15 protein-coding genes are annotated in these 17,764 nt (G+C 69.1%); 14 read left to right on the forward strand and 1 reads right to left on the reverse strand.

Annotated elements, in window-relative coordinates; genetic code table 11:
• The 14 genes from AC5P8D_RS11255 (at position 1) to AC5P8D_RS11320 (ending at position 15,576) form a co-directional block, all read left to right on the forward strand.
• Positions 1–942 carry a lysophospholipid acyltransferase family protein gene (locus AC5P8D_RS11255; protein ID WP_010482320.1) on the forward strand — a complete coding sequence of 314 codons (942 nt, stop codon included), beginning with the start codon at positions 1–3 and terminating at the stop codon, positions 940–942.
• A complete protein-coding gene (locus AC5P8D_RS11260; RefSeq protein ID WP_010482319.1) occupies positions 932–2,482 on the forward strand; it encodes an HAL/PAL/TAL family ammonia-lyase in 1,551 nt (516 codons plus the stop codon). The genes AC5P8D_RS11255 and AC5P8D_RS11260 overlap by 11 nt, the downstream gene beginning before the upstream one ends.
• Entirely contained in the window at positions 2,469–2,900 is a 432-nt protein-coding gene (locus AC5P8D_RS11265; RefSeq protein WP_010482317.1) for an acyl-CoA thioesterase, read from the forward strand. The genes AC5P8D_RS11260 and AC5P8D_RS11265 overlap by 14 nt, the downstream gene beginning before the upstream one ends.
• Positions 2,901–2,902: 2 nt before the next feature.
• Complete coding sequence (locus AC5P8D_RS11270; RefSeq protein WP_173581534.1) at positions 2,903–3,526, forward strand: LolA family protein; 624 nt, start codon at positions 2,903–2,905, stop codon at positions 3,524–3,526.
• Entirely contained in the window at positions 3,519–5,873 is a 2,355-nt protein-coding gene (locus AC5P8D_RS11275; RefSeq protein ID WP_478421038.1) for an MMPL family transporter, read from the forward strand. Before AC5P8D_RS11270 ends, AC5P8D_RS11275 begins: the two co-directional genes overlap by 8 nt.
• A 53-nt stretch (positions 5,874–5,926) precedes the next feature.
• A complete protein-coding gene (locus AC5P8D_RS11280) occupies positions 5,927–7,177 on the forward strand; it encodes an NAD(P)/FAD-dependent oxidoreductase (protein WP_049413136.1) in 1,251 nt (416 codons plus the stop codon).
• Entirely contained in the window at positions 7,165–7,722 is a 558-nt protein-coding gene (locus tag AC5P8D_RS11285) for a DUF3261 domain-containing protein (RefSeq protein ID WP_043399552.1), read from the forward strand. Before AC5P8D_RS11280 ends, AC5P8D_RS11285 begins: the two co-directional genes overlap by 13 nt.
• Positions 7,719–8,903: a beta-ketoacyl-[acyl-carrier-protein] synthase family protein gene (locus AC5P8D_RS11290; protein ID WP_019336778.1), complete on the forward strand. Its 1,185-nt coding sequence runs from the start codon at positions 7,719–7,721 to the stop codon at positions 8,901–8,903. Before AC5P8D_RS11285 ends, AC5P8D_RS11290 begins: the two co-directional genes overlap by 4 nt.
• Positions 8,900–9,355: a hotdog family protein gene (locus AC5P8D_RS11295; protein ID WP_010482310.1), complete on the forward strand. Its 456-nt coding sequence runs from the start codon at positions 8,900–8,902 to the stop codon at positions 9,353–9,355. Before AC5P8D_RS11290 ends, AC5P8D_RS11295 begins: the two co-directional genes overlap by 4 nt.
• On the forward strand, positions 9,352–10,083 hold the full coding sequence (locus AC5P8D_RS11300) for a 3-ketoacyl-ACP reductase FabG2 (RefSeq protein WP_006401885.1): 732 nt from the start codon (positions 9,352–9,354) through the stop codon (positions 10,081–10,083). Before AC5P8D_RS11295 ends, AC5P8D_RS11300 begins: the two co-directional genes overlap by 4 nt.
• The gene (locus AC5P8D_RS11305; protein ID WP_010482307.1) at positions 10,083–11,321 is read left to right on the forward strand and encodes a beta-ketoacyl-ACP synthase; all 1,239 of its coding nucleotides are present in this window, start codon (positions 10,083–10,085) and stop codon (positions 11,319–11,321) included. The genes AC5P8D_RS11300 and AC5P8D_RS11305 overlap by 1 nt, the downstream gene beginning before the upstream one ends.
• Positions 11,322–11,383: 62 nt before the next feature.
• Positions 11,384–11,824 carry a hypothetical protein gene (locus AC5P8D_RS11310; RefSeq protein WP_010482305.1) on the forward strand — a complete coding sequence of 147 codons (441 nt, stop codon included), beginning with the start codon at positions 11,384–11,386 and terminating at the stop codon, positions 11,822–11,824.
• 160 nt (positions 11,825–11,984) lie between these two features.
• Complete coding sequence (locus AC5P8D_RS11315; protein ID WP_010482302.1) at positions 11,985–12,245, forward strand: YcgL domain-containing protein; 261 nt, start codon at positions 11,985–11,987, stop codon at positions 12,243–12,245.
• On the forward strand, positions 12,238–15,576 hold the full coding sequence (locus AC5P8D_RS11320; RefSeq protein WP_241888692.1) for an ankyrin repeat domain-containing protein: 3,339 nt from the start codon (positions 12,238–12,240) through the stop codon (positions 15,574–15,576). The genes AC5P8D_RS11315 and AC5P8D_RS11320 overlap by 8 nt, the downstream gene beginning before the upstream one ends.
• A 76-nt stretch (positions 15,577–15,652) precedes the next feature.
• On the opposite strand, the gene AC5P8D_RS11325 is transcribed toward AC5P8D_RS11320, so the two are convergent.
• Positions 15,653–17,431, reverse strand: coding sequence for a monovalent cation:proton antiporter-2 (CPA2) family protein (locus AC5P8D_RS11325; RefSeq protein ID WP_010482289.1), 1,779 nt, complete (start codon positions 17,429–17,431; stop codon positions 15,653–15,655).
• Positions 17,432–17,764 lie beyond the last annotated feature (333 nt).

Below are 17,764 nucleotides of genomic sequence, written 5' to 3' on the forward strand. Positions count from 1 at the left end.
ATGGCGACCGCGCAGGGTGCCCCGCACTGGGCCGACATCGGCGAATCAACGTCGGTGGCCGGCGTGCTGTTCCTGTGCTGGGTGCACCGCTGGTTCGGGCGCTGGCCGTTCCGCCTGTGCGTGTGGCCAGTGGTGGCCTGCCACTGGCTGGGCAACCGTGTAGGGCGCCAGGCCTCGATGCAGTACCTGCAGCGGCTGCAGGCGCACAGCGGCGTGCTCGGCCGCACGCCAACGCGGCGTGACAGCCTGCGCCATTTCTTCGCCTTCGCCGACACGATGCTGGACAAGATCCTCGGCCTGGGCGGGCGCTATCCGGCCGAACGCATCCACCTGCATCGTGACCTGGTGCTGGAGAAGATCGCGCGCCGCGAAGGTGGGCTGATCCTTACCGCGCACATCGGCTGCCTGGAACTGTGCCAGGTGCTGGCCGAACAGGTGCCGGGGTTCCGCATCACCGTGCTGGTGCACACCGCGCATGCGCAGCGCTTCAACCGCCTGCTGCAGCGCTTGGACCCGCTGGCGGCGGTGGAACTGGTGCAGGTCACCGAGATGGGCCCGGCCACGGCGGTGATGCTGGCCGAGCGCGTGGCCGCCGGTGGCTTTGTCGCCATCGTCGGCGACCGCACGCCGGTGCAGGGCGGTCGCAGCGTCACCGCCGATTTTCTCGGCCACCGGGCGCCGTTCCCGATCGGCGCCTACGTGCTCGCCGCCGCGCTGGGCTGCCCGGTCTACACCATGGCCTGCCTGCACCAGGGCGAGGGCTATCGCGTGGCGTTTGAACAGTTCGCCGAACGCATCGTGCTGCCGCGTGGCTCGCGCGACGCCGCGCTGGCCGAACAGGCACAGCGCTTCGCGCGCTGGCTGGAACTCCAGCTCATCCAGTCCCCGTTGGACTGGTTCAATTTCTTCCCCTTCTGGGATCAGGCTCCGCATGACGACTGACGCCGTACCCGTGTGCCGCTTTGGCGATGCACCGTTGACCATCGAAGACGTGGTTGCCCTGGCCCAGCGCCAGTGCGAGGCCGCACTGAGCGACGCGCCGGCATTCCGTGCGCACATCCAGCGTGGTGCCGACTTCCTCGACCGCCTGCTGCGCGAGGACGGCGTGATCTACGGTGTGACCACCGGCTATGGCGACTCGTGCACGGTGAACATCCCGCCGGCGCTGGTGGCCGAGCTGCCGCACCACCTCTACACCTACCATGGTTGTGGCCTGGGTCGTTACCTGGACCCGGTCGAGACCCGTGCGGTGTTGGCTGCGCGCCTGGCGTCGCTGGTGCGCGGCATGTCCGGTGTCAGCGTGCCGCTGCTGGAAGGCCTGGCCACGCTGCTGCAGCACGACGTGCTGCCGATGATTCCGGCCGAAGGCTCGGTCGGTGCCAGTGGCGACCTGACCCCGCTGTCCTACGTGGCGGCGGTGCTGTGCGGCGAGCGCGAGGTACTGTTCGACGGCCGCGTGCAGCCGGCGGCCGAGGTGCTGGCGAAGATCGGCATGACCCCGCTGAAGCTGCGGCCGAAGGAAGGCCTGGCGATCATGAACGGCACCGCGGTGATGACCGGCCTGGCCTGCCTGGCCTGGCAGCGCGCCGATTACCTGGCCCGCATGGCCACGCGCCTGACCGCGTTCAACGTGCTGGCCAGCGACGGCAACGCGCACCACTTCGACGAGACCCTGTTCGCGGCCAAGCCGCACCCGGGCCAGGGCCGCATCGCCGCGCGCTTGCGCAGCGACCTGCACAGCGAGCGCCCGCCGCGCAATGAGCAGCGCCTGCAGGACCGCTATTCGCTGCGCTGCGCGCCGCATGTGATCGGCGTGCTGGAAGACAGCCTGCCGTTCCTGCGCCAGCTGATCGAAACCGAACTGAACAGTGCCAACGACAACCCGCTGATCGACGCCGACGGCGAGCGCATCCTGCATGGCGGCCACTTCTACGGCGGCCACATCGCGCTGGCGATGGACACCCTGAAGAACACCGTGGCCAATGTTGCCGATCTGCTCGACCGGCAGCTGGCACTGGTGGTCGATGCCCGCTACAACCATGGCCTGCCGGCCAACCTGTCGGCGGCCACCGGCCCGCGCGCGGCCATCAACCATGGCCTGAAGGCGCTGCAGATCAGCGTTTCGGCGTGGACCGCCGAAGCGCTGAAGCAGACCATGCCGGCCAGCGTGTTCTCGCGTTCCACCGAATGCCACAACCAGGACAAGGTCAGCATGGGCACCATCGCCGCGCGCGACTGCCTGCGGGTGATCGAACTGACCGAACAGGTGGTGGCGGCGATGCTGATCGCCGCCCGCCAGGGCCTGGCGCTGCGCGAACGGGTTGGCCTGAACGCGCAGCTGCATGGCAGTCTGGCCGACATGTACGCCGACCTGGGGCAGCGCATCGCCCTGGTTGAAGAAGACCGCGCGCTGGATCGCGAACTGCGGGAACTGCTGGTGGAGATCCGCGCGCAACGTTGGGAGCTGTATGCCGGTGAATGAGGCCATTGAACGGGTTGGCGAGATTGCGTTGACCCCCGCCTTCCATGACTGCGACCCGATGAACGTGGTCTGGCATGGAAACTACTTCAAGTACTTCGAGATCGCGCGCTGCGCGTTGCTCGGGCGCTACGACTACGACTACCCGCAGATGCTCGAATCGGGCTACCTGTGGCCGGTGGTCGATGCACGGGTGAAATATGTGCGCCCGCTGCTGTTCAACCAGGCCCTGCGCGTGATCGCGCGCATCGTGGAATGGGAGAACCGGCTGAAGATCGAGTACGAGATCCTCGATGCGGAAAGCGGCCAGGTGCTGACCCGCGCGATGACCATCCAGGTCGCGGTGGACGCGACCAGCAGGGAAATGCTGTACCAGTGCCCGCCGGTACTGTGGGAACGCCTGGGAGTGCCTGCGCCGTGACCATGCTTGCCCGTCTTTCGAGCGTGCTGCTGTGCACGCTGCTGCTGGTGGCCGCACCGCGGGTGCAGGCTGCCGACCCCGCTGTCGATGCGATTACCCAGGCGGTGGCGCGGCCGGAGGTGCTGCGTGGCCAGTTCAGCCAGGAAAAGCAGGTCAGCGGCTTCAAGAACCCGCTGCGTTCGCAGGGCCGGTTCGTGGTCGCACGCCAGCACGGCGTGATCTGGACCACGCTCAAGCCGTTCCCCTCCGAGGTGGTGGTCACCGCCGACCGCATCCTCAGCCGCCAGCGCGATGGCAGCACCCGCGTTGAGCTCGATGCGCGGCAGCAGCCAGCGATGCGTTCGGTCAACGCCATCATGTTCGCGCTGATGAGTGGCGACGTGCAGGCGCTGTCCAGCCAGTTCAACGTGGCGGCCAGCCGTGAAGGACAGGGCTGGCGGCTGCGCCTGACGCCGAAGTCGGCGATGCTGGCCAAGGCTTTCGAATCGCTGACCCTGCAGGGCGATCGCTACGTGCGCCAGGTCGAGATCGTCGAGGCCAACAAGGACCGCACGCAGATCCAGTTCAGCGCGTTGAGCGAGACGCCGGCCACGCTCAACGCCGACGAGGCCCGCCGTTTTGAGTGAGGCCGTGGCATCCAACGCACCGGACCGCCTGCGGCGCTGGTGGCACTGGCTGGGCATCGCCTGGCTGGTGCTGCTGCTGGCGCTGGGCGCACAGCAGTGGCATTTGTGGAGCCAGCAATCGCGGATCGACACCGACATCCTCGCGTTGCTGCCGCAGGATGCGCATGACCGCCTGTTGAGCGACGTCACCCGGCGCATCGCCGATGGCAGTTCGCGGCAGGTCGTGGTGCTGCTCGGCAGCAAGGACAGCGCGGCCGCCAAGCGCGCGCAGGCGGCCTTTGCGGCGGCCATGGCCAAGGACGCCGACCACGCCTTGTTGGTGCCCAGTGGTTCGATCGAAGGCTGGTTCGATGAGGCGCGCGCGTTCTACGCGCCGTACCGCGACCGCCTGCTGACCCCGGCCCAGCGCGAGCAGCTGCAGGGCAGTGAACCGGGCGCGTTGGCCGAGCAGGCGCTGGCTGCACTGTACGGCCCGATGGGCGCGCCGCGCCTGACCGGCTGGCGACAGGACCCGCTGTCGCTGTGGCCGCAGTGGTGGCAGCAGCAGGCGCAGGGTTCGGGCCTGCGGTTGGGCGATGATGGCCTGCTGGAAGCAGAAGGCAAGCATTGGGCGGCGCTGCAGTTCGATACGCCGGGTTCGGCGTTCCAGCTCGATGGCGAGCGCCATCTTGATGGCCTGCTGGAGCGGGCCGGAAAGGCGGCCAAGACCGCAGCGCCGGAGCTGGAAATCCTGCATGCCGGCGTGCCGCTGCATGCCGAGGCCGCCGCGGTGCAGGCCAATCAGGAAATCAACACCATCGGTTGGGGTTCGCTGGCGGCGGTGCTGCTGCTGGTGTGGCTGGCATTCCGCTCGCTGCGGCCGATCCTGCTGGTCGCCGCCTCGCTGCTGATCGGTTGTGGTGTGGCGCTGGCGGTGACCGTGCTGGTGTTCGGCAAGGTACACGTGCTGACCCTGGTATTTGGTGCGTCGCTGGTGGGTGTGGCCGAGGATTACGGCATTCACTGGTTCGCCTCGCGCCAGGCTGAACCGGCCGATCGCCGCTGGAAGCTGCTGCGGCATCTGCTGCCGGGCCTGTGGCTGGCCCTGCTGACCAGTGCGCTGGCCTACCTCGCGTTGGGCCTGGCGCCGTTCCCCGGCCTGCGCCAGATGGCGCTGTTCTCGGTGGTGGGCCTGGCCGCTGCGTTCCTCACGGTGATCTTCTGGTTCCCGTGGCTGGATGGTGGCGAGATCCGCCAGACCCGCTTCTCGCAGTGGCTGGGCAACACGCTGGAGCGCTTCCCGCGCCTGCATGGCCGTCGCGCGGTGACGATGTTCGTGGTGATCACGCTGGCACTGTCTGCAATCGGCATCGCACGCCTGCAGAGCAACGACGACCTGCGCAGCCTGCAGTCATCACCGCCAGCGTTGATGGCGCAGCAGATCCGCCTGAGCCAGCTGCTGGGCATGCCCAGCCCGGCGCAGTTCTACCTGGTGCAGGGCGCGGATGCCGCGCAGCTGCTGCAGCGCGAGGAAGCATTGACCGAGCGCCTGCGTGTACTGGCCAACGACAAGCGCATTGGTGGCTATCGCGCGATCAGCGATTGGCTGCCGTCGCCGGCGCGCCAGCAAGCCGATGCCGCGCTTACCGCGAAGGTGGAACCCGGCGTGCTGTCGGCCGTGTCCGAGGCCGTGGGTGAACCGCTGCAGCGACCGCAGTTCGCGGCTGCACCGCTTACCGCCGAGGCCTTCCTCGCTTCGCCGGCGTCGCAGCCGTTCCGCCATCTTTGGGTGGGTGCGGTGGGTGGGCAGATGATCAGCGTGGTGATGGTCGATGACCTGTCACGCGCCGATGCACTGACGACCCTGCGTGGCGCGGCCGAGGGCCTGCCGGGCGTGCGCTGGGTCGACCGCACCGCCGATTTCTCGCAGCTGCTCGGCCACTATCGCAAGCTGATGGGTGGGCTGCTGCTGGTCGGCATTGCACTGGTGTTCGGTGCGCTGTGGCTGCGCTACCGCCGCCAGGCCTGGCGCGTGTTCGCCCCGACCCTGATCGCCGGCGCGCTGACCCTGGGCCTGCTGGGCCTGTTCGGCCAGCCGCTGCAGCTGTTCAACGTGCTGGCGTTGATGCTGCTGCTGGGCATGGGCATCGACTACGGCATCTTCCTGATCGAGCACCGTGGCGATGCCAGCGCCTGGCTGGCGGTGTGCGTGGGTGCGGCCAGTACCTGGCTGTCGTTCGGTCTGCTGGGCCTGTCGCAGACCCCGGCGCTGCGCGCGTTCGGCCTGACCCTGCTGTTCGGCATCGGCCTGGTCTGGTTGATCTCGCCGTTGTTCCGGCCGCCGCCGCATGAGCTGCCGCCAGCCTGAACGTGTCTTCCGACTTCCTTCTTTCCACCTGATCGAGCAACAAGGACGCACCGATGAATACTGCTGTGGATGCTGTCGAACGTACTGAGATCCTGATCATCGGTGCCGGCCCGGCCGGCTCCGTGGCTGCGGCGATGCTGCGCCAGCAGGGCCGCCAGGTGCTGATGCTGGAGCGTCAGCAGTTCCCGCGCTTCTCCATCGGCGAAAGCCTGCTGCCCCAGAGCATGGAATACATTGAAGCCGCCGGGCTGCTGCAGGATGTGGTCGAGGCCGGCTTCCAGTACAAGAACGGCGCCGCTTTCGTGCACGGCGAAGCGCGTACCGCCTTCGACTTCCGGAAGAAGTTCTCGCCAGGCTGGGGCACCACCTACCAGGTGCAGCGCGCCGACTTCGACAACGTGCTGGCACGCGGTGCCGAGCGCATGGGCACCACGCTGCGTTTTGGTGATGAAGTGCTGTCGGTCGAACCCGGTGAACAGCCCACGGTGAACGTGCGCCGCCCGGATGGCAGCGAATACCGCATCGAAGCCGACTTCATCCTCGATGCCTCCGGCTTCGCACGCCTGCTGCCGCGCCTGCTGCAGCTGGAATCGCCATCCAACTTCCCGGTGCGCGGCGCGATCTTCTGCCACGTGCGCGACAACATTCCGGCCGAAGCGGACTTCGATCGCAACAAGATCCTGATCACCACCCACCCCGAGCACGTCGACGTCTGGTACTGGACGATCCCGTTCTCCAACGGCTGCTGCTCGCTGGGCGTGGTCGCCGAGCCGTCGTTCTTCGAGCGCTACGAGGGTGACGACCTGCAGAAGCTGCAGGCCATCGTCGGCGAGGACCCCAACCTGACCCGCCTGCTGGCCAACGCCGAATGGGCGGTGCTGCCGGTGCGCCGCATCACCGGCTACTCGGCCAACGTCCGTTCGCTGTGGGGGCCCGGCTATGCCCTGCTGGGCAACGCCGGCGAGTTCCTCGACCCGGTGTTCTCGTCCGGTGTGACCATTGCCTTCAAGTCCGCGCAGCTGGCCAGCGAATGCCTGGCGCGCCGCTATGCCGGTGAAACCGTCGACTGGGAAGCTGAATTCTCGATCCCGCTGCGCGCCGGCGTGAAGACCTTCCGCCGCTTCGTCGAAAGCTGGTACGAAGGCGGCTTCCAGAAGATCATCTACCACCCGCAGCAGCAGCCCGAAGTGCGCGACATGATCAGCTCCATCCTGGCCGGCTACGCCTGGGACACCAACAACCCGTATGTGGCCGACGAAAGCGGCCGTCGCATGCGCGTGCTGGAGGAACTGTGCAGCGCCTGATCTTCCGTACTGCGGCCCTGCTGCTGTGCCTGCTGCTGGCCGCCTGTGCCGGGCGCATGCCCAAGCCACAGGTGGAACTGCCGCCGCTGCGCCTGTCGCCGGCCAGCCTGCCGGCGCCGCTGGCCCTGCAGCAGCAGCTGCATTTCCGCTTCGGCAGCCATGAGCGCGACCTCGACGCGCTGCTGGAGGCCGACGCGCAGCAGGTGCAGCTGGCGGTGCAGGCGATGGGCCAGACCGGCGTGCGCCTGCAGTGGGACGGCCAGCAGCTGACCCAGCAGCGTGCGCCGTGGCTGCCGCCGCAGGTACGTGCCGAGCGTGTGCTGGATGACCTGCAGTTCGCGCTGTGGCCGACCGCGGCCATCGCCGCCGCGCTGCCGGCCGACTGGCAGGTCAGCGACGACGGCCAGCAGCGCAGCCTGTCGCGCGATGGCACGGTGTGGCTGCTGCTGCAGCGCCTGGACGATGGCAGCGTGCAGCTGGACAACCGTGCCGAAGGCTATGCGCTGCGCATCGAATCGATCGATATGGCCGGACAGGACCGATGAGTGCACCGATCTACCTGAACGACCTGGGCGTGGTCTGCGCGCTCGGCGATGGCCGCACTGCGGTCGCGTCGGCGATGTTCGCCGATGTGCCGGGCGGGCTCAGCGACAACGACAGCCTGCTGCCGGGGCGCACCCTGGCGCTGGGAGAGGTCCGCACGCCGCTGCCGGCGCTGGAAGACCTGCCGGTGGCCCTGCGCGGGCGCAACAACGCCCTGCTGGACGTGGCGCTGGCGCAGATCGCACCGGCGGTGGCCGCGGCGATTGCCCGCCATGGTGCCGAGCGCGTGGCGGTGGTGCTGGGCACCAGCACCTCGGGCATCGGTGAATCCGAGCAGGCCCTGCGCAGCCACGCCGAACAGGGCCAGTGGCCGCAGGGCTTCGATTACGCCCAGCAGGAAATGGGCACCGCTGCGCAGTTCGTCCGCCAGCGCAGCGGCGCACAGGGACCGGCGTGGACCCTGTCCACGGCGTGTTCGTCCAGTGCCAAGGCACTGATGTCAGCCGCGCGCATGCTGCGCGCCGGCATCGTCGATGCGGTGATCGCCGGTGGCGCCGATTCGCTGTGCCGCTTCACCGTGGCTGGCTTCAGCGCGCTGGAATCGGTGTCGGCGGCACGCTGCAACCCGTTCTCGCAGCACCGCGCCGGCATCAACATCGGCGAAGGCGCCGCGCTGTTCCTGCTCACCCGCGAGCCCGGCCCGGTGTGCCTGGCGGGGTGGGGCGAATCGGCCGACGCGCACCACATGTCCGCTCCCGACCCGCAGGGGCTGGGTGCCATCGACGCGCTGCAGCAGGCACTGCTGCGCGCAGGCTGGGGCGCCGACGAAGTGGATTACGTGAACCTGCATGGCACCGCCACCGGCCACAACGATGCGATGGAAAGCCTGGCGGTCTCGCAGGTGCTGGGCAACAGCGTGCCAGCCAGTTCGACCAAGCCGCTGACCGGGCACACGCTGGGTGCCTCGGGCGCGATCGAGGCCGCGCTGTGCTGGATCCTGCTGGCCGAGAACCCGCAGCAGCAGCTGCCGCCGCACTGGTGGGACGGCGTGGCCGACCCAGCGCTGCCGGTGTTGCCGCTGGTCGCACCGGCCACCCGCCTGGCGCAGCCGCCGCGACGGGTGCTGAGCAATTCGTTCGCTTTCGGCGGCAGCAACGCCGTGCTGGCACTGGAGCGTCGATGAACACGCTGTATGCAATCGAAGAGGTGGTGCCGCACCGCCAGGACATGTGCCTGCTGCAGCGCATCACGCATTGGGACCAGGACACCCTCGAGGCCGAACTGGTGGTGCCCGAGGCCGGCCTGTTCGTGGAGAACGGCGAAGTGCCGGCGTGGGTCGGCATCGAATACATGGCGCAGGCCATCGCGGCCTGGGCCGGCTGCCGCGCGCGGGCGGCCGGCAAGCCGCCGCAGCTGGGCTTCCTGCTCGGCAGCCGCCGCTACAGCAGCGCGCGCAGCAGCTTCCCCGCCGGTTCGCGGCTGCGCGTACAGGCGCGCTGCGAGCTGTTGGGTGACAATGGATTGGGGATGTTCGCCTGCCGCATCCTGGCAGGTGAGGACGAATGGGCGACAGCCAACGTGTCGGTGTTCGAACCGGCCGACGCGATGGCCTATCTGGAGAGTGGACAGGCATGACAGGGAATCGAAGCGTGCTGGTGACCGGCGCCAGCCGGGGCATCGGCCGGGCCATCGCGCTGCGCATCGCGCGTGATGGCTTCGACGTGGTGGTGCATTGCCGCAGCCGCCTGGAAGAGGCACAGGCCGTGGTGGCCGAGATCCATGCACTGGGCCAGCAGGCCCGCGTGCTGGCGTTCGACGTGGCTGACCGCGAGGCCGCACGCGCCGCGCTGGAGGCCGATGTCGAGGCGCATGGCGCGTACTACGGCGTGGTCTGCAACGCCGGCATCGCCCGTGATGGTGCTTTCCCGGCACTGTCGGCCGAGGATTGGGACCAGGTCATCCACACCAACCTGGATGGCTTCTACAACGTGCTGCATCCGCTGATCATGCCGATGGTGCGGCGGCGCAAGCCCGGCCGCATCGTCACCCTGTCGTCGGTGTCCGGACTGGCCGGCAACCGCGGCCAGGTCAACTACAGTGCCGCCAAGGCCGGCATCATCGGTGCCACCAAGGCCCTGGCGCTCGAACTGGCCAGCCGCCAGATCACCGTCAACTGCGTGGCTCCGGGCCTGATCGAGACCGAAATGCTCAACGATGAAGTGATCGAACACGCGCTCAAGCTGATTCCCGCTGGCCGTGTCGGCCGCCCCGACGAAGTGGCGGCGACGGTGGCGTTCCTGCTGTCCGAGCCGGCCGGCTACATCACCCGCCAGGTGATCTCGGTGAACGGGGGCATGCTCTGATGGCCGCCGATCGTCGCGTGGTGGTTACCGGTGCTGCGGCCATCAGTCCGCTTGGCCACGACTGGCCCACCATCGAAGCGCATCTGCGCAGCTGCCGCAATGCCGTGCGCACGATGCCCGAATGGGATGTCTATGCCGGCCTGAACACCAAGCTGGCCGCGCCGGCGCAGGACTTCGAGCTGCCGCCGAACTACAACCGCAAGACCACCCGCTCGATGGGCAAGGTCGCGGTCATGTCGGTGCGCGCCACCGAGGTGGCGCTGCGCGAAGCCGGCCTGCACGAGCATCCGGTACTGCGCAGCGGCCGTACCGGCGTGGCCTACGGCTCGTCCTCGGGCAGCCATGAGGCCACCGGCGAATTCGGGCGCATGCTCAACGAATTCACCACCGAAGGCATCAGTGCCACCACCTACCTGAAGATGATGAGCCACACCGCGCCGGTCAACATCGGCGTGTTCTTCGGTTTGTCCGGGCGCGTCTACACCACCTCCAGCGCCTGCACCTCGGGCAGCCAGGGCGTGGGCGCGGCCTATGAAGCGATCCGCAGCGGCAAGCAGACGGTGATGGTGGCCGGCGGTGCCGAGCAGCTCGATGCCACCGCTGCGGCGGTATTCGACACCCTGTTCGCCACCAGCGTGCGCAACGATGCGCCGCAGACCACGCCGCGCCCGTTCGATGCTGGCCGTGATGGCCTGGTGCTGGGCGAGGGTGCCTGTACGCTGATCCTGGAAGACCTGGAGCACGCGCAGGCGCGCGGTGCCACCATTCTTGCCGAGGTGGTCGGCTACGGCACCAACAGCGACGGCCAGCACGTCACCCAGCCCAGCGCCGACACCATGGCCCAGGCCATGCGCCTGGCGCTGGAGGATGCGGGCCTGGAGCCGGCGCAGATCGACTACGTCAACGCCCACGGCACCGCCACCGATCACGGCGACATCGCCGAGACCCAGGCCACCGCGCAGGTGTTCGGCAGCCGCATGCCGATCAGCTCGCTGAAGAGCTATGTCGGCCACATGCTCGGCGCCTGTGGTGCGTTCGAGGCCTGGATGAGCATCGAGATGATGCGTGCTGGCTGGTTCGCGCCGACCCTGAACCTGGCCGAGGTCGACCCGCGCTGTGGCCAGCTCGACTTCATCACCGGCCAAGGCCGCGAACTGCAGGCCGAGTACGTGATGAGCAACAACTTCGCCTTCGGCGGCATCAACACCTCGCTGGTGTTCCGCCGCTGGCGCGAGTGATCCACCGCCCCACCGCCGTTGTTCCCGCAACCTACCCGCACCCTCGACAAGGAGATGTTCCGATGCGCCGCACCCTGATGATCGCCACGGCCACCGCACTGCTGGCCCTGGCCTCCACCGCTTCTGCCCGCGATACCCGCGTGGAGCAGTCCCTGCAGGAACTGGTCAGTTCGCAGGCTGCCAAGGACGCCGGCATCGACGGCAGCGTCCGCTTCTACCTGGCCGGCCAGCCGGTCAGCGTGCAGCAGCGCCTGGGCGAAGACGTGACCAACAAGAAGACCAACGCCGCCAACAAGAGCGATGCCGAGGCCTGCCGCTGGGTCGCACTGTCGGCGCTGCGCGCGCTGCAGGACGGCGCCAAGTCGCGCGGCGCCAACGCCGTGGTCGACATCGTCAGCTACTACAAGAAGAACGAGTTCAAGAGCAGCACCAACTACGAATGCTACGCCGGTGCGATCCTCGCCGGCGTCGCGCTGAAGGGTACCTACGCCAAGGTCAAGTAAGCGCCTGCGTGGTGGCGGCCGTGGCTGAACGCCGCCGCCACATTGCTGAACCCCGCCGGGGAAACGCCGTCGATCACGCCGTCATCGTCGGCTGACGGCTTTCCCCGGTGTCGGCTTTCCGACACAATCATGGCTCTTCCCGGGTTATCGTCCCGCGGACATGCACGCCTACGTCTATAAAAGCCAACTCAAGCCGGACACCTACGTCTACGTTCCCCGTCGCGATGATTTCAGCGCGCTGCCTGCGCCGCTGCTCACCTCGCTGGGGACGCTCGCCTTCGTCCTGGACGTGGCCCTGGATGCCCAGCGCCGCCTGGCCCAGGCCGATCCGGAAAAGGTCCGCAGCGAAATGAGCGAGCGCGGGTTCTACCTGCAGGTGCCGCCGTCGGTGGCCAGCCTGATGCCGCGCCACTATGACTGACACGTCCCGTCCGCGCGCCCTGTCGATCGCCTTCGCCGTGGGTGCCGTACTGGCGCTGGGCGCCGCCGTGGGCGGCGTTCCGGGTGCCATCCTTGCCGCCCTGGCGCAGCCTGCGTTCGCGCTGGGTGTCTCGTGGTGGCGGCGCAGCCGCGCGCTGCTGCCGCTGAAGGTGGTCGCGCGCCAGGACCTGCCGGCGCTGCTGGCGTTGTGGACGGCAGCGCCGTTGTTGCTGGCGCTGCTGCTGGCCTGGCCGCTGGCCGCACTGCGTGACAGCGGCAGCCTTGCGGCGGTGCTGGGCCTGAGCGTGCTGGTCAGTGCCGGCCTGCTGGCGGCCTGGCGCACCTGGCCGCTGTGGAACGATGTCGAACGCCTCGATGGCAGCCTGGCCCAGCACTGGCAGGCGCTGGCCGGGCGCGACCTGACCGCCTGGCGTGGCCTCGGCGTGGCCGCGCTGGTGATCGCGCTGGCCGCGCTGGTGGTGCTGCCGGCCTGGCCGGGCCTGCTGCCGGAAAGCGCACGCTGGCCTGCCGCACTGGCGGTGATGCTGTTGTCTCCAGTGCTGCACCTGCTGCTGCAGCGGGTCGCGCCGGCACCGCTGGTGTCGCTGCGCGCGAGCCCGTTGGCCACCGCCAGCAACGAGCACGAACCGATGTTCGCCACCGCGGCCGAAACCGCGCCGCTGGAGGCGATGGCACCGCAGGAACTGACCCCGGCACTGTATGAAGCCGCCCGCCATGGCCGCATCGACCGGGGCCTGCAGCTGCTGCAGGCCGGTGCCGATCCGTATGCGCTGCCGGACCCGAACTGGCGCGACCAGCGCAGCCTGGCGGTGCTGGCGGCGGTGCTGCCGGACCTGCGCCTGCTGCGCGAACTGATCGCCCGCGGCGTCGATGTGAATGCGCCGCACCGGGGCATGACCCCGCTGCTGGCCGCCACCCGCGACAGCTGGCACGGCCGCCCCGAAGCGGTGATGACCCTGCTCGCCAATGGCGCCGACTCGCGTGCCATCGACAGCGATGGCAACACCCCGCTGCACCATGCCGCGCGCAGTTCCGACCCGGGCGTGGCCGCGCTGCTGCGCGATGCCGCCGCCGAAGTCGATGCGTTGAACAACGAGGGCTGGTCGCCGCTGGCGGTGGCCTGCCAGGTCGGCAACTGGCGCCTGGCCCGCTTCCTGCTCGAACGCGGTGCGCGCAGCGAACCGGCCGAGGGCACGCCGGTGCTGCTGGCCGCCGCTGCCACCGAAGATGACGATCCGGCCGGGGTGCAGCTGCTGCTCAAGCACAAGGCGCGCGCCGACGCCCGCGATCGCCAGCGCCGCAGTGCATTGCATGAGGCGGCGCTGGCCGGCCACGTGGAGATCATCGGCGTGCTGCTCGGCGCCGGTGCCAATCTGGAAGCGCGCGATGCGCTGGGCCGTACGCCATGGCTGGAAGCGGCCCGTGCCGGTCGTGCCGCCGTGGTCGAGCATCTGCTGCCGCACAAGCCGGACCTGGTCGCGGTGGACGGCGAAGGCCGCAACGCGGTGCAGCTGGCGGCGATGGCCGAGGATGTCTCACCGCTGCTGATCAAGCGCCTGGTCGAACTGGGCATCGCCGCCGATACCGCCGATCCGCTCGGTCGCCGTGCGGTGGACTACGCTGCCGAAGCCGGCCGCTGGGCGATCGTGGCCCTGCTGGACCCGTCCTATCCGTTGCCGGCCGCGGTCAGTGATGGCCTGGCCGAGCGCGGCGAAGCCGCCAGTGCCAGTGGCCTGCTGCCGGACCGTCCGCCGTTGACCCTGCTGCGTGAAGCGCTGGGCTTCGGCAACACCGAAGGCATGGCCGCGCTGGCCAAGCTGTGCCAGCCGGAAGAACTGGGTGGCCTGCTGCTCGATCCGGAACTGGCGCTGGAGCCGCGTGCGGTCGATTGGCTGCTGGCCCACGGTGCCGATCCCTACGTGCGTGACGCCTGTTCCGACACGCCGATGTTCGCGCTGTTGTCGCGCGGCATCGACGCGGTGCCGGCGCTGCAGGTCATGCTGCAGCGTGGCCTGTCGCCGGCCGGACGCGGTGGCCTGGCACGCTTCCTCGCCGCGTGTGCGCAGCACGACCAGGCCGCCCGTGGCCTGGAACAGCTGGCACTGGAACTGCTGGAACGTGGCGCCGATCCGTTCGCCGCCTCGCCGGCCGGTGATCCGCCGCTGTCGCTGGCGGTGCGCCTGGGCTGGCTGCGCCTGCAGCAGGCCCTGCTCAAGGCCGGTGTCGATCGCGAAGCGCGCGACAGCCATGGCATGACCGCATTGCATCTGGCCACCGCATTGGCCCGCGAAGGCGCGCTGAAGCTGCTGGTGCAGCACGGTGCCTCGCCGGAAGCCCGTGCCGCCGACGGCCAGACGCCGCTGGGCGTGGCGCTGTCGATTGGTCGCCGCGATCTGGCCGACTGGCTGGACTGGCGGGTATGGCCGTTGCCGCGCCGCACCCTGCGCGAGGCCGATCTGCCGGCCGCCGCGATGGCTGGTGACGTGGATGCGGTGCGCCGCCTGATCGATCTGGGCTTCGCCGTCGACGCGGTCGATGCGCAGGGTTGCACCGCGCTGCTGCGCGCCGCCGGTGGTGGCCATCTGGCGGTGACCGACCTGCTGCTGGCGCGTGGCGCCGATCCGCAGCACGCTGCGGCCAGTGGTGCCACGCCGCTGTCGGCGGCGGTCAGCATGCGCCAGGTGGATATCGTCTCGGCCCTGCTCGACGCCGGCGCCAAGCTGGAACACCGCCTGCCGGGCGGCGTGACCGTGCTGATGCTGGCCTCGGCGCTGGGCCTGCCGGACATCGTCGCGCGCCTGCTCACTGCCGGTGCCGACGTGCATGCCGGTGATGCGCAACAGCTGGGCCCGCTGCACTGCGCCGCGCTGTACGGTTTCAGTGCCCGCGACCGCTCGCGCCTGCTGGCCCTGCTCGACACCCTGCTGCTGGCCGGTGCCGAACCGGACCAGGCCGCTGCCGGTTCGGTGACGCCGCTGCTGCTGTTGCTGGGCGCGCGTGCCGAGCCGGGTACCGCCTGCGACGAGCAGGTGGTGATGGCGGCGGTGGAGCGCCTGCTGGATGAGGACGTCAGCCTGGACGTGCGCGATCCGCGCGGTTTCGGCCCGCTGCACCTGGCCGCGCTGCATGGCCTGCCGCTGCTGGTGCAGCGCCTGCTGCGTGCCGGTGCCGATCCGGAAGTGCGCGACAGCCTCAACCGCAGCCCGCGCGAGATCGCGGTGATGCGTGGCTTCATAGACGTGGCCGGTGAGTTCGAACCGCGCGTGCCGGGCGTTTCGTCGATGGCGCGGTTCCTGCGCGACAACGGCTGATTCCTGGAAAAGGGTCGTGCCGGCCGCTGGCCGGCAACCGCAATCTGTGGTGGGTGCCGACCGTTGGTCGGCACGCCTACTTGCCGTCGCTTTCCGCGTCGGCCTCGAACAGATGCATCAGGTCGTTGCGTGCATCGCGCGAGGTCTGGATCACCGCCGCCTCGTCGTCGTACACCAGATACTGGTCGCGCAGCAGCTGTTCGTCGTGCTCGCGGAAGCGCTGCACATGGCGTTCGGCAACGTCCGGTGCCACGCCCAGCGCGGTCAGCACGCGGCCGCTCATCTCCAGGCTGGTGCCGAACACTTCGCGGAACGGCTCGGCCGACATGTCCATCAGGCGCCACGCATGCTGGCGGTTGCGTGCACGCGCCAGCACCGTCGCGTCCGGGTACAGCCGGCGCACCATACGCACCGCGCGCAGGTTGGTCTCCGGGTCGTCCACGGTGATCACGAACACATCGATGTGTTCGCCGCCCGCCGCACGCAGCATCTCCGGCCGGGTCGGGTCGCCGTAGTACAGCTGGTTGCCGAAGCGGCGCAGGTCGGCCACTGTGTCCGGGTTCGCTTCCAGCGCCACGAACGGCACCTTCTGCGCGGTCAGCAGGCGCGCGATCACCTGGCCGAAACGGCCCATGCCAGCGATCAGCACCTTGGGCCGATTGTCCGGCGCCACCTTGTCGGCCTCGGCGGCCTGACGCGGTGCGGCCTTCTCCTGGCCGAGCAGCTTGAGCAGCGCAATCATCAGCAGTGGCGTGATCGCCATCGACAGGCCGACGATGGCCACCAGCCGGTCATGGTTGGCGTTGCCCAGCAGGTGTGCGCGCTGCGCTTCGTTGAACACCACGAAGGCGAACTCGCCGCCCAGCCACAGCACGCTGCCCAGCAGCAGCGACTGTCGCGAACTGAGTTTGGCGATACGCCCGATCACGTAGAGCAGGCTGAACTTGACCACCAGCAGGATCGCCACGCCGGCAGCGATCAGCCACGGCTCGGCCGCGATGCGGTCCAGATCGATGCCCATCCCCACCGCGATGAAGAACAGGCCCAGCAGCAGCCCCTTGAACGGCTCGATCTGCGCTTCCAACTCGTGCCGGAACTCCGAATCGGACAGCAGCACGCCGGCCAGGAACGCGCCCAGGCTGGGGCTGAGGCCGGCTTCCTGCATGAACCAGGCGGTCCCCAGCACCACCAGCAGTGCAGTGGCGGTGAATACTTCCGGGCTGCGGGTGCGCGCGATGATGCTGAACACCTTGCGCAGCACCGGTCGCCCGCACAGGATCACCACGGCCAGCGCCCCGAGAGCCACGGCAGCGTCTTCCCAGCGAAGGGTCTCGTTCTTCACCCCGCCCAGCAGCGGGATGGCCGCCAGCAGCGGAATCGCGATCAGGTCCTGGAACAGCAGGATGGCGAACCCGAGCCGGCCATGGTCGCTGTTGATCGCCTTGTGCTCGGACAGCAGCTGCAGGCCCACCGCGGTGGATGACAACGCCAGCGCCACGCCCACCACCAGCGCGCTTTTCCATTGGAAATGGTCAAGCAGCAGCAGGCCGCCCAGCACCAGCCCGGACAGCGCCACCTGTGCCGCGCCGGCGCCGAACACCGAGCGCCGCATCACCTTCAGGCGTGCCGGCGACAGCTCCAGGCCGATCACGAACAGCAGCATCACCACGCCGATCTCGGCGGCACCGAGGATGCGGTCCGCGTCCTGCACGAAGCCAAGCCCGTCCGGGCCCAGCACCACACCGGCGGCCAGGTAGCCCAGCACCGCGCCGAAGCCGAATTTCTTGAACACCGGCACGGCGATGACCGCCGCCAGCAGCAGCACCAGGGCCAGTTCCAGACCACCGCTATGCATGGGAATACCTGGTCATCGGCGGAGCCCGCTGTGCGTCCATTCGGGTGGGGGAAGGGGTGGCGAGTACCACCGCGTCATTATGCGCGCCGGCCTGTGTATGCACGAGAACAACCTGCCGGGCAGGCGCCCTGCGCACAGCGGCCGGGTTGACCTGCATGGCCCACGGGTCCAGACTGCCCGCCGCTGGCGGCGCGTCCGCCCGCACACGCATCCCGGAGTCCCCAACCCATGTCCAGCGACAGTAGAAGTCGACCTCGTTCGACGCCAGCGATGGCCACCGCCTGACATCGGGACGGTTTGCCTGCGTTGGCGTTGCGCGAGGTCGCACCCCCA

The sequence above is a fragment of the Stenotrophomonas sp. YJH_SMC_101-4 genome, from assembly GCF_059370395.1.